Raw genomic sequence first — 24,421 nt, 5'->3', positions numbered from 1 at the left:
TTAAGGAGATAATATGTAGAGTGTTTGTATAGAACATGAGGAGTATTTATATGAACAAATTTAAAAGCTTTATTTATGAGGAAAAAGAAGCCTTAAAAGTATTTGAAAGAATTAACGGGTTTGTTAGTGAATTGATGTTATTAGGAAAACCGAAATCAACGAATTATGAATGGTGTAATATACGGGAATCCTTTTATATGTTGTACAGCTAATGGAAAGTTATGCAGCGCGATATAGAGTGACATTTCATATGCAAGTAGATGGAAATCTACCTGTTATAAATGGTGATGATAAAAAATTAAAACAAGTGTTATTAAAAATGGAATAGAATCAATGCCAGAAGGTGGAGATATTCATATTCGTGCATATCAAAAAACTGAAAGGCATTTGTATATTTCTGTTGAAGATCAAGGCTTTGGTATAGAGAAGGTTGAAAAGGCTTTTTACACAACAAAGGAGAATGGTACGGGACTTGGGTTAATGATTACATATAAAATTATTTAGGAACATCAAGGAAGTATCGCGATTTAAAGTAGCATGGGAATAGGAACGAAAGTGGAAATTTTTTTACCGACAGCATAATATGCTAGAGGAAAATATTTTTCAGAAAAGTGTTCTTGTTGTGTAAATATAAACATTTTATAAAATGTTTCAAGAAGGGTTTTTTTTATAAAATACTTCGTTTATAATGGAGGAAAATATCGACATGAGATTTGTTATTCATGTAACGGTTCGGTAGTGTTAGAGAAAGAAGGGGTGCACGCGCATCCTTTTTTCTATGCAGATATTATGAAAGAGGTGGTATGATGGAATTAACATTAAATTCGACTGTATGTTTACACACGATTCAATTTCGAAAAGAGCAAAAGAATTATATTGTAAAAGATACAATTACAGGAGAAAAATATGAAATGCCGCCACTTTGGATTGATGCATTGGCAATGATGCGTGACGGTTTTTTATTAGGGGAAATTGAGGAGAAATTAAAAGAAGAGTATCCAGACGAAGAAATAAATATGCTAGCATTTACGAGGCAACTGTTAGAGCTAGAGCTTGTCGGAATGGTAGATGGGGAAGAAATAGCTTGTACAAAGAAGAAAGAGAAAGATTATTTAGCTTGGTTACGTCCTCGTGTTGAGCAATTCTTTCTTAGTTTAAATAAAAAAAATAGAAGCAAAGGTCAATGATGATCTTTGCTTTTTTGTATAGTTTGTTTAAAAAATTACAGCGAATGCTCTTGCGAAAGCACCGTCGCTATCTTTAATTTTTAAAGGTGCCGCTGAGAAAAAGAAACGTTTCGTGTGAATTGCATCTAAGTTTGTTAAATTTTCAATTAAATAAATATTATTCCCAAGTAGTATGTGATGTATTGGTGATGTTTCTGTCGTTACCTCATCAGGAGAAATGAAATCTAGGCCGACCGATTTTACTTTTAATTGAACTAATTCCTCGGCTAATTCTTCAGAAAGATAAAAAGCTTCTTGCTCATACGCCTCTGTATTCCATTTAGTAGATAGATTGGAATGGAAAATAACAATATCTCCTTCTTTTATGTCAGCGTTGTGTAATACTTCCTTACGTAACTTTCGCTCTTGAATATGAGTTACATCAATAAGAACAGCTTCGCCTACAAATTGATCTAGGGGTAATTGATCAATAGTCGTTGCGCCTGAAATGAAATGAGCAGGAGCATCACAATGCGTGCCAACATGAACGACAGAATGAAAATCTGTAACTTGATAGCCTGTCTCTTCAACGCTTGTAATGGCTCCTAAATTGATTTTTGGTGTTCCAGGGAATTGGGACATATTGTTTTCAAATGTTTGTGATAGGTCAATTACTTTCATTTTAAATACCTCCAATATATGTTTTGAAATAAAAAAACTCACCCTTCATAATCAAGAAAGATGAGTTTTGCACACAATAGTTACGTTTTATCTTTCAAAATGCAATGCATTTTGCAGGAATTAGCACCTATTCAGTTTATATAAACTGAGGTTGCTGGGCGTCAAAGGGCCGGTCCCTCTGCCTCTCTTGATAAAGACATATTAAGTTTTCGTTTCTGAATATTCACTACTTTTAAATTGTAATTCATTTCCTTTTTTCGTGCAATACAAAATAGGTATTCACCCAAATAAAGTTGCTCGCATATTGTAGCTTATGTAAATAGAATGCTGCGAAGGAGTGAGTGCAGTGACAGGAAATGTATTGAATTATTACGCTGGTGGAAATACAGCTAGAGGATTTCATAATTTATACGACGAGAATTTAAAAGGGCTAAACAGGTTATTTATTTTAAAGGGTGGTCCTGGAACCGGGAAATCTTCTTTAATCAAAGCAATAGGTCGTGAGTGGGTTGAAAAAGGATATGATATTGAATTTTTACACTGTTCTTCTGATAATAAATCGGTTGATGGTGTAATTATCCCGAAGTTAAAAGTAGGAATTGTTGATGGAACATCACCGCATGTTATTGAGCCGAAAATGCCAGGAGTTGTTGAAGAGTATATTAATTTAGGGGTTGCTTGGGACTCAGATAAATTAAGAAAGCAGAAGGTGGAAATTGAACGATTTGTTTCAGAAGCAAGTAAGGCTTTTCAAACTGCTTACGCATGTTTTAACGAGGCGCTAGTTATACATGATGAGTGGGAGAACATATATATTAATAATATTGATTTTAATAAAGCAAATGAACTAACCGATCAGCTGATTCAGAAGTTATTTACAGATAAAGGCGGGAAACAATCGCTTGTGAAACACCGGTTTTTAGGGGCAGCTACACCGAAAGGAGCAGTTGATTTTGTTCCGAATTTAACAGAGGGATTACCACATCGTTATTTTATAAAAGGACGCCCAGGCTCTGGGAAATCAACAATGCTTAAAAAATTAGCTAAGGCAGCAGAAGAAAAAGGATTTGAAGTTGAAGTATATCATTGTGGATTTGATCCAAATAGTCTTGATATGGTTATCGTAAGAGAATTAGGGTTTGCAATTTTTGATAGTACCGCACCACATGAATATTTTCCGAGCCGCGAAGGTGATGAAATTATAGATATGTATGCCTTGATTGTGACACCAGGGACAGATGAGAAGTATGCGACAGAAATTCGTGACGTGTCGATTCAATATAAAGCAAAAATGAATGAGGCGATGTCTTTCCTAGCGAAAGCGAAATCAGTTCGTGATAAATTAGAACGAATTTATATTGCTGCTATGGATTTTTCAAAAGTAGACGCATATAAAGAGGAGATTCAAAAAGAGTTTGAACGAATTGCGGTTAGTGTAACAGAAAAGAACAAGTAAAAAATAAGGAACTTTGGTAGGCTGTCGGGAATTTTCTGACAGCTATTTTAGTATGTAGTAAACTTAGTAGTATATTTGTCGAATTTCCAAGGAAATAATCAAAAAATGGAGAGGGTATGAAATGAGAGAGAAAATTAGGTTGGAGTTAGCAAGAATTGAACAAGAGAATGATGTGAAAATTTTATTTGCAGTGGAATCAGGGAGTCGTGCTTGGGGATTTCCATCGAAAGATAGTGATTATGATGTTAGATTCGTTTATATGCACCCGGTCGAATGGTATTTATCAATTCATGATAAACGAGATGTAATTGAGTATCCGATTAGTGATGATTTAGATATAAGCGGATGGGATATTAAAAAAGCGTTACAATTATTCGCAAAGTCAAACCCAGCTTTACTCGAATGGATTCGATCGCCGATTTTTTATTCGAAAAACTCTCATTTTCCAGAACAACTTCAGCAAATGAGTGATAAGCACTTTGATCCAAAAGCAACGATATATCATTACCTACATATGGCTTCAAAAAATTATCGTGAATTTTTGCAAGGTGAGAATGTAAAGTTGAAAAAGTACTTCTATGTATTACGTCCTATTTTAGCTTGTAAATGGTTAGAGGAGAAAGAGACTTTACCACCTGTAGAATTTGATCGGTTGATTACAGAGTTATCATTAGAACGCAGTGTATTAGATGAAATTGAACAGTTGTTAATAAAGAAAAAGGCAGGTACTGAATTAGATATTGGATTAAAAATTGAGGTGTTGAATCAATTTTTAGAAGAACAACTTCATTACTACCAGCAATATGTAAAAGGAATTGAAAAGGGATTAGGAATCGACATTGAGAGTTTAAATACATTGTTTCGAGATATGTTGTTTGCAGTAAATGAAAAAGAGCACAAGTGAGTTTGTGCTCTTTTTCATTTTGTAGGAATAAAGAAAACAGATATAGCTGCGAGAAGACCTGCGAATGAGAATAAGTAAAAATTCCATGCTAAGTCGTACTGCATTGTCATAATAATACCGACAAGAATAGGACCAGCAATTGCACCAACTCGGCCAAGTCCAAGTCCCCAGCCTAAGGAAGTAGCCCGGATATGGGATGGGAAGTATTGTGTTACATATGCATTTAATATTTGAGTAATGCCGACTGATCCAATTCCAGCAAGACCAATTAAAAGGTAGATGGTTGTAACAGATGGTTTAATTGTTAATAGTCCAATACATATAGCTGCCATAAGATAGGAGATGCTAATAACAATTTTAGCTCCTATACGATCCGCAATTGCTCCAGCAAATAATGCACCGATAGCGGCAGTAATATTTAGCATAAGTAGAAATGATAAACTAGATCCAAGAGGGTATCCTGCTTGGCGCATCATCTGCGGTAACCAAGTATTTAAACCATATATTAAAAACATTCCCATTATATAAGTGATCCAAAAAAGCAGCGTTGCTTTTATGTATTCTTTTGAGAATAAAGTAAGAAATCCATTTTTCTTTCGTATATTAGATGAGGTTTGATGAGTTTCATCGTTTTCATGGAATTCAATTTGAAAACGATGAAGGATTTTTTCTACTTCTTCTTGGCGATTACGTGATAATAAAAATTGAATGGATTCAGGTAAATAACGAATGATGAAAGGAATGAGGAGCAGTGGAATCATTCCGATGCCAAACATAGTTCTCCATCCGAAATCTTCTAACAGGAACATAGACAAAATAGCGCCTAACACGATACCTAAAGGATAGCCAGTAAACATAAGAGCATAAATAAAAGATTGCCGCTTTTTTGGTGAATATTCAACGGTAAGTGCTGAAGCTGTTGGAATAACACCGCCTAATCCGATTCCTCCAATAAATCGAGATAAACCAAATAATTCAGGAGAAGGAGCAAGTGCAGCTAGACCCATTGTGATAGAAAAAAGTGCTAAACAGCATATAAGCGTCCATTTTCGCCCAATTAGATCTGTAATGGTTCCAACTAGAATAGCGCCAATAAACATCCCAAATAAAGCATAGCTAGCAATTGTACCAGCGTGTGCTGGTGAAAGTGCCCAGCTTTTGTCTTCTAGGAGCTTTGGCAGAACGGCCCCGTAAATACCTAAATCATATCCATCAGCTAGAATAGCTAGCCAACAAATAAAAACAACAAGTTTTGTAATAGAGCTCGAAAAGATAGTTTCTGTAGATTCTAGATGAGGTGGAGCTGAAGGTTGCATAATATTCACTCCTTTTAATTTGTAGATGAATATATTATTTTATTTTATGTTAATATTTTCCTTCTTGTATCGGGATTTATCTGAAAATGTTTTATAACAAATAAAGAAGTTCAACAGGAAACCTGTTGAACTTCTTTATTTGTTTACTCATTATCAACTCGTTTTAACGGTTGATCTGCTGGACCTTCCATAACATCTCCCTCAATTGAAAAGCGTGAACCGTGGCAAGGACAGTCCCAAGTACAATCACCATTATTCCATTCAACTTCGCAGCCGAGATGTGTACAAGTTGTATCGACAATATGTAATTTTCCATCTTTGTCTTTATAAGCACCTGCTCGTTTTCCGTTAACATGTACGACAGATCCTTCACCAACTTCGAGATCTTCTGGCTTACGTAATGTGGTTTCAATCTTTCCTTCAATTAAATGTTTCGCAACATCAATGTTCTGGGAGAGGAATGTTTTTATATCTGGATTTGCATGGAAGCGTGATGGTGCATACAGTTCCTTATAGGGATTTTGGACTTTTAGAATGGAGTCCTTCAGTAAATGAGCGGCAGCAGTTCCAGTTGTCATTCCCCATTTACGATATCCAGTTGCAACAAATATATTTGGATTTCTTTCGTTAATATGTCCGATATAAGGAAGCTTATCTAGCGTGATTAAATCTTGTGCTGACCATCTATAGGGAACTTCATCTACTCCAAACGTTGCTTCCGCAAAAGAATACAGTGCTTCATAATGAAGCATTGTGTTTATTCCTTGTCCTGTTTTATGACTTTCTCCGCCAATTAAAATTAATTTTTCTCCATTGTTTGTTGTATAGCGCAAGGAACGTTTTGGGTCATCAATACTTAAATACATGCCACCTGGATAATCCGTTTTTGCTTTGATTGCAAGAGCATAAGAGCGTTCGGCATACATTCGCGTAAAGAAAAAGCTATTCGCATCATAGAAAGGAAAATGTGAACAAGAGACAACATATTTGCAAGTGATGCGATGTCCGCCCTTTGTAATGACTTGTGGATAATCACCCTTTTCCACATCAATAGCTGTTGTTTGTTCATAAACTTTTCCGCCCATCTCCACAAACTTTTCTAAAAGTGTTTTCAAATAAAGGAGGGGATGGAATTGTGCTTGGTTTTTCATGACAAGTGCAGATTGTACTGGGATCGGAATTGATAGAGATTGAACATAGTCACAAGGTATATTTAATTTTTGATAGGCTTCATATTCTTTCGATAAACTTCTTAATCCATTATCAGTAGTTGTATATAAATATGAATCTTCATTTGAGAAATTACAGTCGATTTTATATGTTTGCACCGTCTCATTTATGAATTGTAGAGCATGATTATTTGATTCATAGTAAAGCCTCGCTTTTTCCACACCGAAATGATTTATTAATTCATCATAAATAAGATCGTGTTGTGCTGTTACCTTTGCTGTTGTATGCCCAGTCGTTCCATTTAAAATAAGCCCAGAATCAATTAAAACAACGTTCATACCTTCTTTTGCAAGTAAATAGGCAGTCGTAATGCCTGTAATACCAGCTCCGATAACAGCAACTTCTGTCTTTGTATCTTCAGATAAAGGGGGAAAAGCAGGGACCTGAGTAGATTCAATCCAATAAGATAATGGGAATTGTGGAAATGTATCGCTTGTCATTATAAAACCTCCCGATTTTAGAACAATTTTCCTTTTAATATTTCCATATGATATGAAATTCATGTGCGCTGTTTTAGAAAGAGTCTATTTTTATTAAAAGAGAGATATAATTATTTTAATATAATTATTTGGTGTTGTCGGTATGAAGAGGTATGAGTTGTGTAAAGCTAGATTCAGGTGAGTTTATTTGTTGTTTATAACGAGAGTTCTTGAATAAAATAGAGTTTGTAGGATGGAATTGTATGTATATAAATAAGGAGCGAAACCTTATAAAATATATGTTTATTCTTTAGTGAAATAAAGTATAATTATAAAAATATAACCAACTTTTATTACTAGGTCATAAAAGTTGTTGACAATATAGAAATTCTATTGATATGATTCATCATGTGGAAAGGTTGATAGAGAGTAAAAAGAGAAATGTTTTTCATTGATAATAAAAGCGAAAAATAAGTGACGATAGAGTGAGTATATTTTCCTTATAATAGATGCTTTTTTAATCACCTAGTAAAATCAATCTGGAAGCAAGAATTGATATATGTAAGTTGCGCAAGGCGCGGCATAAGAAAGGGGCAAAAGGATGAAGGAGCTTCATACGTTTGGGTGGTATGCAGCACGTGTATCACCACATTTGCCGAAAAAAGCATTTAAACCAGTTCCTACTCGTTTATTTGGTGGACTGGCTTATTTGCTTGTGGCATTGGCGGGGTTAATATCGATTGGTGTATTTGAATTGAATGTGTGGGCGAATCTAGGAATTGCGATTGTTCTTGGATTATGTTTTGCTTCACTTGGATTTTTAGGACATGAAATTTTACATGGAACAGTGGTAAGAAAAGCATGGCTTCGTGATTTTTTAGGCGCGATAGCATTTATGCCATTATCAACTGGCCCGAAGCTTTGGAGAAAGTGGCATAATGCAACGCATCATGTTCATACACAACATGAAGAGAATGACCCAGATGCATGGCCTACACTGGAGAAACTGAAAAAGAGTAAGTTTTTGAGGTGGGTATATCGCATGCCTCTTCATGTTCGTTCATTCTTTAGTTTTCTGTCACTAACCATTCAATTTACGTTACATTCGACTCGAATGTTCTTTCATTTTATAAAGGAATTTAAGTCATCCAATCAAAAATCTGTATGGCTTCAACTTCTTTTGCCTTGGACTGTTTGGATTAGTTTATTGTTTATTATGGGACCTGGAAAATGGTTATTTGCATATGTAATTCCATTGTTAATTGCTAACTTTATTGTAATGGCATATATCGCAACAAATCATCGCTTAAATCCAATTGTTCCAGTAAATGATCCGTTAGCGAACTGTTTATCAGTAACAGTGCCGCGCTGGGTAGACGTTTTACATTTCAATTTCTCATATCATACAGAACACCATTTGTTCCCTGCTATGAGCTCTAAATACTATCCGTTAGTAAAAGAGAAAATTAAAGAAATGTGGCCGGAACGCTATCATGAGATGCCAATGACAAAAGCTTTGGCAGCGCTATGGAATACACCACGTGTGTATTATCAAGGAAGTGAATTAGTGGATCCGCATAGAGAGCATTTCTATGGTTCTTTAGGAAATGGACTAGATCCTCATAATATTTCATATCGTGAGGAACATATAGAGGAAGAAGAGAGTATTAAAAAAGTAAATCAGTAAAAATTGATATATTTTGCAGTGAAAAAGCAAGCCATTTCAGGCTTGCTTTTTTTTATAAAGAGACTTCTTTTTTATTCTTTTTACTAAATTGAACTGAATTTGTTTCTTTTCGTTGTAGGCGTTTTTCTAAAAGATTAACAAAATAAGTAAATACAAGAACAAGTACGAGGTAATATAAACCAACGATTATGTATGTATCTAACTGTTGGAAGTTACTTGCAGCAATTGATAAACCTGATCCCCATAATTCGGACAATCCTACATATGCAACGAGAGAAGAGTCCTTTAATCCAATAATAAACTGATTTCCTAAAGGAGGAAGAGATTGACGAAATGCTTGTGGTAATACAATACGGCGCATAGCTAAAGGATAAGGCATGCCTAAAGAACGAGCAGCTTCCAATTGTCCACGGTCGACAGATTGAATGGATCCGCGGAAAATTTCAGTAATATATGCACCGTTATGGATTGCTAAAGCAATTGCTCCTGCCCAAAAAGGAGTGAAGACAATAATCGATGTAATACCGAAATAGAGAATGGCAATTTGAACAATTAAAGGTGTACCACGAATAATGGCGATATATACATGAGCAATACTATTTAAAATCTTATTGTTAGAGATTCGAAAAAAAGCGAATAGTAATCCAATTAGTGAACCAATTAATAGGGATGTTAGTGTTAATTGTAATGTGACAATAGTAGCCTTTAAGAGTGTGGGATAAGTAGACATAAAAATTTCAAACATATGTGTCACCTCATATTGTATGGATTTTGGTAGGGAATGAAATACCCCACATAAAAAGTGGGGCATAATGTCTGAAACATTTGACTAGCTAATTTACTTCGTTTTTTCCTCTTCACCGAGAATATTACGTCCAAACCATTTTTTACTGATCTTTTCATACGTACCATCTTTAATGATTTCATCTAAAGCTTTATTTACTTTCTCAACCATTTCTTTATCATCTTTACGAATAGCAATTCCCATTTCATCAAGATTTAATGGTTTTCCAGCTTCTTTTATATTTGATTTACCTTCTTTGATCATGCGTAAACCAACCATTTGATCAGTGATTACTGCATCAATACGTCCAGGTTCTAAGTCCATAAGTGCAGTAATATCGCTATCATATTCTGTGATTTGATTTGTATGTTTTGCAACAAGGTCTTTAAAGGTACTAGCTTTTACAACACCAATTTTCTTACCTTTCAAATCTTCTGGAGAAGAGATAGATGTATTCTTTTTAGCAACAAAAATTTGGGCACCAGAACGATAATAAGGATTGGAGAAACTAACGGCTTTTAAGCGTTCTTCTGTAATTGCCATACTGCCCAATATAGCATCATATTTTTTCGATTGTAGACCTTGAATTAGCGTTTCCCACGGATTTGTAATAGGAGTGGGTTTCATATTCATTTTTTTCGCAAGTGCCTCACCAATTTCCACATCAAAACCGGCAAGCTTTCCGTCATTTTCTTTATAGTTAAAAGGTTTATATAAGCCACTCATCGCATAACGAAATTCTTTTTCACCATTTGAAGTAGTAGCACTTTCCTTACTACAGGCTCCTAGTATGAAGGATGTACATAATGTAATACTCGCAACAATGGTTAATAGTTTTCTTTTCATAAAACCCCTCCTATATATTGATCATACGGATGGTTTTAAGTATGTTACTGAGATATTTTATTTGGACAATTAGTTGTGCACCGTATGAATGTATTTCTTTTCATTTGAAACAGAAGTTACATTATAAAACGTTGCGTAAAAATTGCTTTGCTCGTTCATGTGATGGAGCTGAAAAGAATTGTGCTGGCGGAGCGTCCTCTACAATCTTTCCATCATCCATAAATATGACGCGATCTGCTACATCTCTTGCGAAATTCATTTCATGAGTAACAATAACCATGGTCATTCCTTCTTCAGCAAGTTCTTTCATAACTTGCAATACTTCTCCAACAAGTTCAGGGTCTAAGGCTGAGGTAGGTTCATCAAATAGCATAATTTTAGGATTCATAGCAAGAGCTCGTGCAATGGCAATACGCTGCTTTTGACCACCTGACAGGAGGTGGGGAGTTACATCTGCTTTATCTTGTAGACCGACTTTTTGCAAAAGCTGATTTCCAATTTCCTTTGCATTTGTTGTTTCTAATTTTTTTACATGGATAGGTGCTTCTATGATGTTTTCTAGCGAGGTCATATGGGGAAAGAGGTTAAAGTGCTGAAAAACCATTCCGACATTTTCACGGACTTTGTTTAAATTTGAATGCTGTGGATCAATTCGTTCACCTTGTAAGTGAATTTCACCTTCATCATACATTTCTAAAAAGTTAAGACAGCGAAGTAATGTACTTTTACCGGAACCACTGGCACCAATTAAAACAACAACCTCTTTTTCTTTTACTTGTAAATCAATTCCTTTTAAAACATCAAGCGAGCCGAATGATTTTACTAGATTTCGAACCTGAATCATACAAAACCCCCAGTCAAAAATATATTTTACAAATGTTTCCCCTTATTTCTGTTATTAGCCACAAATTGTCAGAATCCTTCATTTTTTTCGTGGGATTTGATATTCAAGGAAATAATAAATTTTAAAAATCCCTATATCCTTCTATAATGAAAATATGGATAATAATATATAGGTAGTATTTATATTGCTTATAAAAAGGGGGAAAGAAAAAATGGAAAAAGAAAGGAAGACATTTTCCTTTGGCTTACGTATGCAGCTTATGCTATTCACTACAATTTTAGCTTTTATTACATATTCGACAAGTTTAATTTTTATTTACGTTATATATGATTATTTTCAAGATTATGTAAGTCAAACCGTTTATAATATCATTGTTATGCTATTAGGCGTAGTATGGTCTGGAATATTAGCGTATGGAGCAGCCATATTTCTAATTAAACCGCTTCGAAAGTTAGAGGAGGCGGCAAGGAAAGCGGCTGAGGGTGATATTCGTGAAGATGTTCCATTACCGAAGGCAGATGATGAAATTAAATCTTTAAGTGTCGCATTTAATATGATGTTAGGAAACTTAAGGGGCATGGTAAAAAATATTGATACAACATTTTCGTATACAAACAATCAAGTACAGCAAATTAGAAGGCAAACAGGGGAAGCAACAAAGCAAGCACGAGGTGTGTCTGAAACTCTTACAGAGATTTCTTCTGGCGCTGAGCAATCAGCTGCTTCCATTCAGGCGATTGTTTCTGCTGTTGATACAACAACTTCTATTGCGAGTGAAGTAGAAGAAAAAGCAAAACAGTCTGACGAGTTGTCTTTAGAAATGGTTCAAGCTTTAGGGCAAAGTACACGAGTCTTTACTTCTTTAATTCAAGGTATTCAAGCATTGGCAAAAGAAAATGAAAATTCGATGCAAAATGTACAGAAATTAGAAGAACGAATGAAACAAGTAGAACATATTGTTTCTGTTGTGAGTGAGATTGCTAGTCAAACGAATTTGTTAGCACTAAATGCTTCTATTGAGGCGGCTCGTGCTGGAGAGCATGGAAGGGGCTTTGCAGTTGTTGCGGAGGAAGTACGGAAACTTGCTGATGAAAGTGATCATTCTGCAAGAAACATATCGCAGTTATTACGAAATATGCAAGATGAAGTACAACAAGTTGCAATGAAAATGACAGAACAAGTGACAATAGCTAAAGAAGAGGCACAACGTGGGGAAGCTACGGAATTAATTTTAAAAGAAATGTCATCAAGTGTTATGGAAGTAGCCGATGCAACGAAGCAAATTAGTGGCTATATGAACGAACAAGTGAGGCACATTCATCAAACAGGAGCACAAACAAAGGCTGTAGCAGCAATTGCTGAAGAAACATCAGCTGGTTCACAAGAAGTAGCACGTGTGACGTTGCAACAATCTAAAAATATGGTAGTAATCGATCAATTGTTAAAGGATTTAGAGAAGCAAGCAGCAGACTTGAAACAAACAATTGAACGATTTTCAATGTAAAAAGGAAGAACAGTATTCTGTTCTTCCTTTTTTACGTATGAAAAGGAGGGATACTTTGTTGAAAACGAAAAACATTGCAAGGATCATATATGGTTTTCACTTTACGCAATCTTTGAAAGTTAGAACCATAATAACTAGTTTGCCAATTTATAATATCGATATCGGGCCAATTGACATAGTCACCTAGTGTATAAGGATCTAAGCTTTCTCGTAAATCTTTAACCCAGCGTATATTGCGATTTTCTTCATCATCGCATTTCCAAGAGGTAATGTATTCTTGTGCAATAATTGCTTTACGATGGAAATAAGCTGTTTCAGTAGGGGTAATATTTTCAACAGCACCTACGAGCGATTGGTGCCAAATACTTGCATCTTTATTTGGTGCATGAGAAAGAAAATATTTCATGATTTGAAGGCCTTTAAGAGGGATAGGTTCATATACGTAGGAACCGGAGCGCTTAAAGTTTTCAGGGATATTCCCACTGTTAAAAAATTCAACAGCTTTTATATAAGGAACTTCATCTATAAAGAGAGAGGGGGTACCAGTTTCAAGAAGAGGAGATAATAAGGAATGGAGTTCAGAGGGAGAGCCAACAAATTCACCTTTTACTTCAATTTTATTTCGTTGCTTTGCGAATAATTCAATTGATGAAGTGAGACGTTTGTCTATATAAGGCGCCCAGTTTTGCCACGCTTGAAATGCAGCGATAAACTCTTCCCATTCCCATGTAATTGAGAAGATTGATACATTTTTTATAGGATGCATTCGAAAAGTTAAAGAAGTAACAATTCCGAAGTTTCCACCACCACCACCGCGGCACGCCCAAAACAAGTTATGGTTTTCATGTTCGTTTGCGCGAATGATTTTTGCTCCGAATTTACCGCATGCTTGTACCATTTCGACTTCTACTAATTGATCACATGTTAATCCAAATAAGCGTGAAAGCATACCGATGCCACCGCCAAGTGTTAATCCAACAATTCCAACGCTTGCGCTTGTACCAGCCGGTATTGTCACACCATAATTCCAAAGCTCTTTATAAACAGTGCCAAGGTTTGCACCAGCTTCAATTGTTGCTGTTAATTTATCTGTATTAACAGTAATGCGATGCATTTCACTCACATCAATAATAAGTCCTCTATTTAGAAGAGAAAAATTTTCATAGCTATGACGTCCGCTTCTTAAGCGAAATGGTATATGACGTTCACGTGCCCATTTTAAGGCGTTACACACATCATTTTTATTTTGGCAAAAAACAATAATACAAGGGAGTTTTGGAATACTTAAATTTAAATTCATTCGGGCTACGTCATAGTCAGGATCTGAAGGAACAACGATACGACCTGTTAATTTTGTTTGTTTCAATTGATCACTCCTTTCTAAAATAAGCAGTTCTTTTTATTAATATATGAAAATCGTATGTAACCTGTGTGGACAAGAATAGGTGAGGAATGAGATTTGCCTTTGTGAGAAATAAATAAAGCATAAGAATGAGGAATCTACATAGAGTTCAATGAAAACAGTTGCAAACTATTCATATTTTGTTATGATAGTGTTACGAAAACGTTTGCATAAAATTTCCGATGGGATGCAAAAGGAGAGAAGGACTATGAATAAGACATGGTGGAAAGAAGCAGTTGCTTATCAAATTTATCCACGTAGCTTTATGGATTCAAATGGTGATGGTATTGGAGATTTACAAGGTATTATTGCGAAACTGGATTATTTAAAAGATTTAGGTATAGATGTAATTTGGATTTGTCCAATGTATAAGTCACCTAATGATGATAATGGTTATGATATTAGTGATTATCAAGATATCATGGATGAGTTTGGTACGATGGAAGACTTTGATGCGTTACTAGATGAAGTTCATAAGCGTGATATGAAGCTTATTATTGATTTAGTTATTAATCATACAAGTGATGAACATCCATGGTTTATTGAGTCTCGTTCATCTAAAGACAATCCGAAGCGTGATTGGTATATTTGGCACGATGGTAAAGATGGTGCGGAACCAAACAACTGGGAAAGTATTTTTAATGGGTCGGCATGGGAATATGATGAAGTAACAGGACAATATTATTTACACTTATTCTCACGTAAACAACCAGATTTAAACTGGGAGAATAAAGAAGTTCGCGAAGTTTTATACGATACAGTTAATTGGTGGCTTGATAAAGGAATTGATGGTTTCCGAGTGGATGCGATTAGCCATATTAAAAAAGAAGATGGCTTCAAAGATATGCCAAATCCAAAAGAATTAAAGTATGTACCATCTTTTGATAAACATATGAATGTGGATGGTATTCAGCCTTTATTAGAAGAGTTAAAAGAGAATACGTTTTCTAAGTACGATATTATGACTGTTGGTGAAGCGAATGGCGTTAAGATTGAAGATGCTGAGCTTTGGGTTGGAGAAGAGCAAGGCAAGTTCAATATGGTATTCCAATTTGAACATTTAAGTTTATGGGATGCAGAAAAGAAGAAAGATCTTGATGTTGTAGGGCTGAAAAAGGTATTAACGAAATGGCAAAAAGGGTTAGAAAATAAAGGATGGAATGCTTTATATATTGAGAATCACGATAAGCCACGTATCGTTTCAACTTGGGGAGATGATAAACAATATTGGCGTGAAAGTGCAACAGCTCTTGGAGCAATGTACTTCTTTATGCACGGTACACCGTTTATTTATCAAGGACAAGAAATTGGGATGACGAACGTTCAATTATTAAATATTGAAGATTATGATGATGTAGCAATTAAAAATTTATATCGAGAGAAAATTGCAGAGGGCGTACCACATCAAGATATGATGGAAATTATATGGGCTTCTTGCCGCGATAATTCTCGTACACCTATGCAGTGGAACGATGAGATGAATGCTGGCTTTACAGCAGGTGCGCCTTGGTTTAGTATGAATCCAAACTACAAAGAAATTAATGTTGAAAAGCAAAAGAATGAAGAAAACTCTATTTTCAATTTCTATAAGAAAATGATTGCCTTGAAAAAAGAGCACGATGTACTGAATTACGGTACGTACGATTTACTTCTAGAAGACGATCCGCAAATTTATGCATATACACGTACATTAAACGATGAAAAAGTCGTTGTAATTAGCAATATCTCAAAAGAGGAAGCTGTGTATAATGAGGGTTCATTCGCACTAGAACGCAAACGTTTGCTTTTAAATAACTATAAAGTTGCGGAAAATGAACAAGTAACTTCAATCACGTTAAAGCCTTATGAAACAAGGGTTTATCGTATTTCATAATAAAAAAGGATGCTCTTAGAGCATCTTTTTTTATGAAAAAAAATAAATTTCTATTGCAAAGTGAAAACGCTTTTATTAAAATAGATTTATGAAAACGGTTGCGTAAAGATAAAAATAAAGTAACATAAGGAATCGTTTTCATAAGAGAAACAGAAATTATAATTTAAATCATTATGTTGTTATAAATAAAGGGGAGGAAGAACAGATGAAAATTACGTCTTTTGATTTTTGGCAAAAGTTCGGAAAAGCATTATTAGTTGTTGTAGCTGTAATGCCAGCAGCTGGTTTAATGATTTCTATCGGTAAGTTAATTGGGATGTCTGCTGGGGATATTAACGCAGTTCATACAATCGCTCGCGTAATGGAAGACATAGGTTGGGCAATTATTACAAATCTACACATCTTATTTGCAGTAGCAATTGGGGGATCTTGGGCGAAGGATCGCGCAGGTGGTGCATTTGCAGCGCTATTAGCATTCGTCTTAACAAACAGAATTACAGGAGCTATATTTGGCGTAAACGCTGAAATGTTAGCGGATTCAAAAGCGAAAGTTTCTTCAGTATTAGCAGGAGATTTAGTTGTAAAAGATTACTTTACTTCTGTACTTGGTGCACCAGCATTAAACATGGGAGTTTTCGTAGGGATTATCACAGGTTTCTTAGGAGCTACTTTATATAACAAATATTATAACTATAATAAACTGCCACAGGCATTAGCATTCTTTAACGGAAAACGATTTGTACCATTCGTTGTAATTGTTTGGTCTACAGTCACTGCAATTGTATTATCACTTTTATGGCCGTTCATCCAAAGTGGATTAAATGAATTCGGTCGCTGGATTGCAGCATCTAAAGATAGTGCACCAGTTGTTGCACCGTTTGTATATGGAACGTTAGAGCGTTTACTATTACCATTCGGTTTACATCATATGTTAACGATTCCGATGAACTACACAGAGCTAGGCGGAACATATACGATGTTAACTGGCTCAAAAGTTGGACAAATTGTAGCAGGACAAGATCCATTATGGCTTGCATGGATTACAGACTTAAATAATTTACTAGCAAATGGAGATACGAAAGCATATAACGATTTATTAAATAACGTTGTACCAGCTCGTTTCAAAGCTGGACAAGTTATTGGTTCAACAGCAGCGTTAATGGGTATTGCTTTCGCGATGTTCCGTAATGTTGATAAAGAAAAACGTGCAAAGTATAAACCAATGTTCTTATCGGCTGCATTAGCAGTATTCTTAACAGGTGTAACAGAACCAATTGAATTCATGTTCATGTTTATTGCTCCAGTATTATATGTTGTATATGCAATTACAACAGGACTTGCATTCGCATTAGCAGATTTAATTAACTTACGTGTTCACGCATTTGGATTTATTGAATTAATTACTCGTACACCGATGATGGTTAATGCAGGACTAACTAGAGATTTAATCAATTTCGTTATCGTTTCATTAGTATTCTTTGGTCTGAACTTTACATTATTCAATTTCTTAATTAAAAAATTCAATTTACCAACACCAGGACGTGCAGGTAACTATATTGATAATGAAGATGAGTCATCAGAAGGAACAGGAAATGTACAGGATGGTTCATTAGCAACAAAAGTTATTGATTTATTAGGTGGTAAAGAAAATATTGCTGACGTAGATGCTTGTATGACGCGTTTACGTGTAACAGTAAAAGATTTAGATGTTGTTGCACCAGAAGCACAGTGGAAACAAAATGGTGCTTTAGGACTTATCGTAAAAGATAAAGGTGTACAAGCAGTATATGGTCCGAAAGCTGACGTATTAAAGTCAGACATTCAAGATATGTTAGGTGCGTAATAAGATGAAATTGCTAACTTTAAACTGTCACTCTTGGCAAGAAGAGAATCAAATGGAAAAGATAAAATATCTTGCTAAAGTCATTCAAGAAGAAGAGTACGATGTCATCGCATTGCAAGAAGTAAGTCAGTCGATACAAGCTGAAAATGTATGCGGTAACAAGAAAGAAGATAATTTTGGACTTTTACTATTAGAAGAGTTAAAAGCGTTACATGTAAAAGATTACAATATTACTTGGGATTTCTCTCATATTGGTTATGATGTGTATGAAGAAGGATTAGCGATTATAACGAAGCATAATGTTGTAAAAGAAGATACGTTCTTTATTTCAGAAAATAAGGATACAACGTATTGGAAAACACGCAAAATTGTAAGTGCGACAATTGCTTATAATGATAAGAACATCACGTTTTACTCTTGCCACCTCGGTTGGTGGAATGATGAAGAAGAATCATTCAAAGATCAAGTTAATCGTTTGATGGGGCGTGTAGACAGTAATGAACTTTCCTTCTTAATGGGTGATTTTAATAATAACGCTCGTTTACAAGGTGAAGGCTATGAATATATGATGCAAAAAGGTTTGTATGACACATATGAGCTAGCAATAGAGAAGGATGAAGGAACAACTGTCCAAGGTGAGATTGCTGGTTGGGATGAAAATAAACATAACTTACGAATCGATCTAATATTGTGTAACCAAAGTGAAAAAGTTCGTTTTTCAAAAGTCATTTTTAATGGTACGAACAGAAATGTAATTTCAGATCATTTCGGTGTAGAAGTACAAGTAGATATATAATAGAAGAAATCCTCACAGATGATGAAAAGCTGTGAGGATTTTTTTGAGGAATACAAGTATTTCCAAGAGAAAATACTTGTATTTTTTATGACATTTCCTATATATTTGTTATTATTGAATGTAAAACTAATTTGGTCATTTTGTATGCATACTTTTTTTACTTCGTTATATAATGAAGTAAGTGAAATATTTAATGGGAAAAATAGTGTATTTTCGTTTAATCCACGATGTAGAAAGTGATATAATTGCAAAATGTATGTATCATTTTCTAAAGAAGGAAAAATATATAATTAGGTGATAACTTCTATGAAACAAATTTGGCGTATTTATAAGACAGATTTACGGAATGTAGCTAAACATTGGGCTGCAATTGTTATTGTTTTAGGATTAATGATTTTACCATCGTTATATGCATGGTTTAACATTAAAGCTTCCTGGGATCCGTATGGAAATACAAAAGAGGTTCCCATTGCAGTTTCTAACCAAGATGCAGGATCTAATTTAAGAGGGAAAGATATTAATATCGGTGAAGAGATTGTAGATTCTCTTAAGAAAAACAAAAATCTTGGTTGGAAATTTGTAGATGAAAAACAAGCAATTCACGGAGTTGAGCGCGGAGATTACTATGCAAGTATTACAATTCCAAAAGATTTCTCTGAAAAGATTGCAACTGTTCTGGATGAAAATCCGCAGAAACCAGAACTTGATTACTATGTAAATGAAAAGGTAAATGCGATTGCACCGAAAATTACAGCAAAAGGTGCATCAGGTATTACAGAAGAAATTAGTAAAAACTTTGTTAAAACAGCAAACGGTGAGATTTTTAAAGTTTTTAATGATCTTGGAATCGATTTAGAAACAAACTTACCAAGTATCGAGAAAGTAAAAGATCTTGTATTTAAGTTAGAAGCGCAGTTCCCAGAAATGAATACACTGATGGATAAGGCGTTAGATGATGCGACTCGAGCAGAGGATATTGTGAAAGTAGCACAAAAAGAGTTACCGGTTGTAGAAAGTGTTATTAATGATGGGCAAGAAGCGTTAGGGAATTTAGATAAATTCTTTGCAAGACAAGATCAAACATTAAAAAATGCTCCAGGGACGATAAGAAATGATTTAGTAGCAGCAAAAGGCGTTATGGATAGTGCAGCTGCATTTACTGACTTTTTAATGAATCCAGGTGTAGAATTAAATATTCCTGACTTGTCTGGAATGAATGGATTACCTGAATTCCCTGCGAGACCAGACCTTTCTAAGTTGAATAGTGATGGTTATAAGGGGATAGCACAAAATATTAATCAAACAGTAAATAATGTTTTAAGCTCATCACGTGCAGGAACAGCTTATGCACAAAGTGTTATGGATGGATTGCAAAATGGAAGCGTTGATCCAGAGATAGCCAAGAAAAATATTTCGACTATATCTAATAATCTTCAAACACATATTGACAATCTTTCTTATGTAATTGATGTTATGGCTCGTTTAGAGCAAGGGGCTCAAACTGAGTTTGGACAAAATTTCTTTAAAACAAGAAAAGAGCATTTAACGGATATTAAGAATGGACAACAAGATTTAAATAATCGTTTTAAACGTTTAAACGATTTAATTAGCACAGGTCAAGAAGTTAAACAAGATGTGCGTGATGGAATCAATCAGAAATTAAATGAAACAAATGCTTTAATCGATCGAGCTGAAAAAGATTACAATGAAACGTTTGTAGCTGATTATAAAAAGGCAGTTAGCGCAGTAGATCAAGCTAAAGCCGATGCAAATCAAATATATGATAATGCAAAAGCAGATTATGATAAAGCGAAAAATAGCCTCGAAGGTGCAAAAGCAGATTTACAAAAAGCAAAAGAAGATGTACAAAATAGAGGTATTAATGGTTTAGATTCAACGAAAGTAGCTTTAAATAGCTTAAATGGTCAATTCCAAGCTGGAATCGGTTTAATTGATGATATGATTCCTGTTCTAGAAAGTACAAATAAGGTTTTAGCAGATGTAAATAGTGATAAAAACCTTAATAATGGAATCGCGAAATTAAATAAAGCGAAAAGTAGTCTGCAAAAAGGTGTAGAGGCAACAAATAAAGGAATTACACTTCTTAACAATGGCCAGAAACCTACAAAAGATGTAATTGAAAGTATTAATAACGCTGCGAAGGGCGGATCAGCTCAATTAACGGATGTATTATCGACGTATGATTCAGAAATTGTACCTAACTTCAATACAGCAATTGCTCGTACAAAAGAAATGTCGAAAAATACAACTCAAATTTTAAATGATGCAGACAAAAAGCTTCCAGATGTTAAAAAATTACTAGAAGATTCATCAAAAGGCTTAGTAGACGGTAAAAAGAAATTAACAGACATTAAAGCTGACATGCCGGAAACTGAGAAAAAGATTAAAGACTTAGCAAATAAAATTCGTGATTTTGAATCTGAAGAGGATATAAAAGACATCATACGCTTATTGAAAAATGATGTTGAAAAGCAAAGTGATTACTTCGCGAATCCAGTAAATTTAAAAGAGAATAAATTATTTGCGATGCCAAACTACGGTTCAGCGATGTCACCATTCTATACAGTGCTTGCATTATGGGTAGGCGCATTATTAATGGTTTCATTATTAACAGTAGAAGTACATGAAGAGGGCGCGAATTATAAGAGCCATGAAATTTACTTCGGACGTTTATTAACATTCTTAACGATAGGTCTTTCACAAGCGTTTATCGTATCAATGGGAGATATATTCTTACTCGGTACGTACGTAGTCGATAAGTTCTGGTTTGTGTTATTTAGTTTATTTATTGGTGGAGTCTTTGTTTGTATCGTATACTCACTCGTTTCTATTTTCGGAAACGTTGGGAAATCGATGGCGATCATTTTACTTGTACTGCAAGTAGCAGGATCGGGCGGAACATTCCCAATTCAAATGACACCAGCGTTCTTCCAAGCAATTTATCCGTTCTTACCGTTCACATACGCAATTAGTGCAATTCGTGAAACAGTAGGCGGAATGCTTTGGGATATCGTAACGCGAGATTTACTTGTGTTAAGTGCTTTCGTAGTAGTTATGATTGTCGCTGCGTTATTACTGAAAACACCAATTAACAAATCGAGTGAAAAGTTTGTTGAGAATGCAAAAGGAAGTAAAATCATTCACTAAAATAAAAGGTTCCTACCGAGAGAGGTAGGAACCTTTTTGTTTAATCAAATTTTAATTTTTTTAATGCCTCTGCGAACGGGTTGTTTAATGGTTCTTCTTCTTTGTTCTGTTGTTTCATATATTTTTGAACGTCGCGCTTATCAGCTTTGTTTCCAGATTCTTTTTTACGTCTCTCTTGGAACGTGGAAAGTTTTTCGCGATAGCCACATTTACATGCGAAGATTTGGCCTGCACCTTCACCACGTAATTCTAATTTCTTCTTACATTGCGGACAGCGAGCGTTTGTTGTACGAGATACGTTTTTACGATGACCACATTCACGATCTTGGCAAACGAGCATCTTTCCTTTTTTACCGTTTACCTCTAGCATTGGTTTCCCGCAGTCTGGACAAGACTTCGTTGAAATGTTGTCATGTTTATATTTTTTATCACTCGATTTAATTTCAGAAACAATTTCTTTCGTATAGTTCTTCATTTCTGAAATGAATACTTCTTTTTTTAGTTTACCCTTTGCAATTGCTTCGAGTTTTTGCTCCCATTCACCAGTTAGTGTAGGAGATTTCAGTTCTTCTGGCACTAAATCAAGTAACTGACGGCCTTTTGAAGTAATGTGAATATCTTTACCACGTTTTTCAAGTAAGAACGAATTGAATAACTTGTCGATAATATCAGCTCGTGTCGCTACAGTACCTAATCCACCAGTTGATTTTAACGTATCAGCAAGTTGTTTATTTTGCGTATCCATATATTTCGTAGGATTTTCCATTGCTGAAAGTAAAGTCGCTTCGTTAAATCGTGCAGGTGCTTTTGTTTGACCTGATGTTTGCATAATTAACTTTACAGTTAATGTATCGCCTTTTTCAATGTGAGGTAGAAGTTGTTCTTTTACGTCATCAGTTACATCATCATCTTCAAAGCGATTTTCATATACTTCTTTCCAACCGGCATGCAGAATAGTTTTTCCGCGTGCAATGAATGTTTCATTACCAACTTTTGTGCGTAACGTTAGTTGCTCGTACTCGAATGCCGGGAATAAAACTGCTAAGAAACGTTTTACAACTAAATCATAAATTTTACGTTCTTTATCTGTGAAGGCCGAGAAGTTAACGTATCCTTCTGTCGGAATAATTGCGTGATGATCACTTACTTTACTATCATCAACAAATGACTTATTAGACTTGATAGACTTTTGTAATACTTTATGTGCTAAAGGACGGTACTCTCCAACGCCACATGCTTTTAGACGTTCTGGAAGTGTTCCAACGATATCAGATGAAATGTAGCGTGAATCTGTACGAGGGTACGTTAGCACTTTATGTTGCTCATACAATTTCTGCATAATGTTTAACGTTTCTTTCGCAGAGTAACCGAACTTTTTATTTGCATCACGTTGTAATTCAGTTAAATCGTAAAGACCAGGAGAGAATGACTTCTTCTGTTTTTTATCAATTTCCACAACAGTAGCATTGTGTTTATCTAAACCTCTTACGATGCTATCAATTTTTTCTTTATTAAAACTGCGGCTATTACCATTTGCATCTTGCCAAGTTAGTTTTAACTGATTCGTTGTTTGTGCTTCGATGCCATAGTAAGTTTGAGATTTGAAGTTCTTTATTTCATCTTCACGATTAGCGATCATAGCGACAGTAGGTGTTTGTACACGGCCGCAATTCAGCTGGGCGTTAAAGCGAGTCGTTAATGCTCGAGTCGCGTTAAGGCCGATATACCAGTCAGCTTCTGAACGTGCAACTGCTGAAGCGTATAAATTGTCATATGCTTTACCTGGTTTTAAATTTGCAAAACCATCTTTAATTGCTTTATCAGTAACAGATGAAATCCATAAACGCTTAATAGGCTTCTGTATTTTAACTTTATCGATAATCCAACGAGCGACTAATTCTCCTTCACGCCCAGCATCTGTTGCTACAATAATTTCATTTACATCTTTTCTAAGAAGCTGACTTTTTACAGCATTAAATTGTTTCCCTGTTTGTTTAATAACCGTTAATTTCAAGCGCTCTGGTAGCATCGGTAAATCTTCTAAATTCCACTGCTTATATTTCACATCATAGCTTTCTGGATCAGCTAATGTAACGAGATGGCCTAAAGCCCAAGTTACAATATATTTACTACCTTCAAGGTAGCCATTTCCTTTTTTATCGCACTTAAGTACACGCGCAATATCACGTGCAACGGAAGGCTTTTCAGCGATTATAACGCTTTTTGACATATTTAAAACATCCTTTCAAATTTCCATACGTTAACTATAGCATACATCTTCTTGAGATTCAGTTTCGCTCCAAATTTGAATGTTTCTTAGTGGAGTGAACGAAATCTGTTTGAAATCAAATGATGGCGATAGAACATAATATGCACAATGATGAGACTATGAAAAATAGATACTTATTTATTATGCGTATTGTTTTATCAGTTGCTTCTATATGAAATAGAAAAGTAAAGAACTTGTTATTTTAGTAGAATAAGAGTAGACTTTGAAGTAGA

Annotated in this window: 16 protein-coding genes, 3 pseudogenes and 1 riboswitch; of the genes and pseudogenes, 11 read left to right on the top strand and 8 right to left on the bottom strand. The window is 35.0% G+C overall.

The features are described 5' to 3' along the window. Positions 1-92: 92 nt before the first annotated feature. A pseudogene (locus ILT06_RS27685) lies at positions 93-531 on the top strand (ATP-binding protein); the annotation flags it as partial. 275 nt (positions 532-806) lie between these two features. After that, on the top strand, positions 807-1,187 hold the full coding sequence (locus tag ILT06_RS27680; RefSeq protein WP_000424111.1) for a hypothetical protein: 381 nt from the start codon (positions 807-809) through the stop codon (positions 1,185-1,187). Between the two features lie 27 nt (positions 1,188-1,214). Here the strand turns inward: ILT06_RS27680 and ILT06_RS27675 are convergent, their stop codons facing one another. Next, positions 1,215-1,847, bottom strand: a complete 633-nt coding sequence (locus ILT06_RS27675; RefSeq protein ID WP_064477205.1) for a cyclase family protein — start codon at positions 1,845-1,847, stop codon at positions 1,215-1,217. A gap of 84 nt (positions 1,848-1,931) precedes the next feature. Continuing rightward, positions 1,932-2,044: riboswitch (SAM riboswitch) on the bottom strand. A 149-nt stretch (positions 2,045-2,193) separates the two neighbouring features. Between ILT06_RS27675 and ILT06_RS27670 the strand changes: the two genes are divergently transcribed. Both ILT06_RS27670 and ILT06_RS27665 read left to right on the top strand, forming a co-directional pair. Beyond that, a complete protein-coding gene (locus ILT06_RS27670) occupies positions 2,194-3,303 on the top strand; it encodes a PRK06851 family protein (RefSeq protein WP_098102451.1) in 1,110 nt (369 codons plus the stop codon). Between the two features lie 121 nt (positions 3,304-3,424). Then, complete coding sequence (locus ILT06_RS27665) at positions 3,425-4,207, top strand: nucleotidyltransferase domain-containing protein (protein ID WP_098102452.1); 783 nt, start codon at positions 3,425-3,427, stop codon at positions 4,205-4,207. 14 nt (positions 4,208-4,221) lie between these two features. Here ILT06_RS27665 and ILT06_RS27660 read toward each other — a convergent pair whose 3' ends face one another. Both ILT06_RS27660 and ILT06_RS27655 read right to left on the bottom strand, forming a co-directional pair. Continuing rightward, positions 4,222-5,523 (bottom strand): MFS transporter, encoded by a 1,302-nt coding sequence (locus tag ILT06_RS27660; protein WP_088046917.1) that lies wholly within the window; start codon positions 5,521-5,523, stop codon positions 4,222-4,224. A gap of 143 nt (positions 5,524-5,666) precedes the next feature. Beyond that, complete coding sequence (locus ILT06_RS27655; RefSeq protein WP_222655679.1) at positions 5,667-7,193, bottom strand: FAD-dependent oxidoreductase; 1,527 nt, start codon at positions 7,191-7,193, stop codon at positions 5,667-5,669. Between the two features lie 580 nt (positions 7,194-7,773). Here ILT06_RS27655 and desB point away from each other — a divergent pair. Next, complete coding sequence (desB, locus tag ILT06_RS27650; RefSeq protein WP_064477210.1) at positions 7,774-8,859, top strand: Delta(10) desaturase DesB; 1,086 nt, start codon at positions 7,774-7,776, stop codon at positions 8,857-8,859. Positions 8,860-8,911: 52 nt separating this feature from the next. On the opposite strand, the gene ILT06_RS27645 is transcribed toward desB, so the two are convergent. The 3 genes from ILT06_RS27645 to ILT06_RS27635 all read right to left on the bottom strand — a co-directional run bounded on the left by ILT06_RS27645 (position 8,912) and on the right by ILT06_RS27635 (position 11,333). Next, positions 8,912-9,604, bottom strand: coding sequence for an amino acid ABC transporter permease (locus ILT06_RS27645; RefSeq protein WP_064477211.1), 693 nt, complete (start codon positions 9,602-9,604; stop codon positions 8,912-8,914). A 93-nt stretch (positions 9,605-9,697) separates the two neighbouring features. Further along, complete coding sequence (locus tag ILT06_RS27640) at positions 9,698-10,489, bottom strand: ABC transporter substrate-binding protein (RefSeq protein WP_064477212.1); 792 nt, start codon at positions 10,487-10,489, stop codon at positions 9,698-9,700. A gap of 121 nt (positions 10,490-10,610) precedes the next feature. Beyond that, the gene (locus tag ILT06_RS27635) at positions 10,611-11,333 is read right to left on the bottom strand and encodes an amino acid ABC transporter ATP-binding protein (protein ID WP_064477213.1); all 723 of its coding nucleotides are present in this window, start codon (positions 11,331-11,333) and stop codon (positions 10,611-10,613) included. Positions 11,334-11,544: 211 nt separating this feature from the next. On the opposite strand from ILT06_RS27635, the pseudogene ILT06_RS33200 reads away from it, so the two are divergent. Beyond that, positions 11,545-11,895, top strand: a pseudogene (locus tag ILT06_RS33200) (HAMP domain-containing protein); the annotation flags it as partial. A 369-nt stretch (positions 11,896-12,264) separates the two neighbouring features. Next, positions 12,265-12,837 (top strand): annotated as a pseudogene (locus ILT06_RS33195) (methyl-accepting chemotaxis protein); the annotation flags it as partial. Between the two features lie 31 nt (positions 12,838-12,868). Here the strand turns inward: ILT06_RS33195 and ILT06_RS27625 are convergent. Continuing rightward, complete coding sequence (locus tag ILT06_RS27625) at positions 12,869-14,203, bottom strand: FAD-binding oxidoreductase (RefSeq protein WP_064477215.1); 1,335 nt, start codon at positions 14,201-14,203, stop codon at positions 12,869-12,871. Between the two features lie 244 nt (positions 14,204-14,447). On the opposite strand from ILT06_RS27625, the gene ILT06_RS27620 reads away from it, so the two are divergent. From ILT06_RS27620 to ILT06_RS27605, 4 genes are all read left to right on the top strand, one after another. Beyond that, the gene (locus ILT06_RS27620; RefSeq protein WP_141537826.1) at positions 14,448-16,112 is read left to right on the top strand and encodes a glycoside hydrolase family 13 protein; all 1,665 of its coding nucleotides are present in this window, start codon (positions 14,448-14,450) and stop codon (positions 16,110-16,112) included. A gap of 205 nt (positions 16,113-16,317) precedes the next feature. Further along, on the top strand, positions 16,318-17,955 hold the full coding sequence (locus tag ILT06_RS27615; RefSeq protein ID WP_064477217.1) for a PTS transporter subunit IIBC: 1,638 nt from the start codon (positions 16,318-16,320) through the stop codon (positions 17,953-17,955). A 4-nt stretch (positions 17,956-17,959) separates the two neighbouring features. After that, positions 17,960-18,751 (top strand): endonuclease/exonuclease/phosphatase family protein, encoded by a 792-nt coding sequence (locus tag ILT06_RS27610; RefSeq protein ID WP_064477218.1) that lies wholly within the window; start codon positions 17,960-17,962, stop codon positions 18,749-18,751. A 306-nt stretch (positions 18,752-19,057) separates the two neighbouring features. Beyond that, a complete protein-coding gene (locus ILT06_RS27605) occupies positions 19,058-21,919 on the top strand; it encodes a YhgE/Pip domain-containing protein (RefSeq protein ID WP_222655678.1) in 2,862 nt (953 codons plus the stop codon). Positions 21,920-21,959: 40 nt separating this feature from the next. On the opposite strand, the gene topB is transcribed toward ILT06_RS27605, so the two are convergent. After that, positions 21,960-24,149, bottom strand: coding sequence for a DNA topoisomerase III (gene topB / locus ILT06_RS27600; protein ID WP_103655487.1), 2,190 nt, complete (start codon positions 24,147-24,149; stop codon positions 21,960-21,962). Between the last annotated feature and the right edge of the window lie 272 nt (positions 24,150-24,421).

The sequence above is a fragment of the Bacillus sp. 17RED48 genome (genome assembly GCF_019837545.1).
Classification (GTDB): Bacteria; Bacillota; Bacilli; order Bacillales; family Bacillaceae_G; genus Bacillus_A; species Bacillus_A wiedmannii.
Note: the sequence above shows the minus strand (reverse complement) of the source record. Positions and strands in the feature narration are given on the sequence as shown.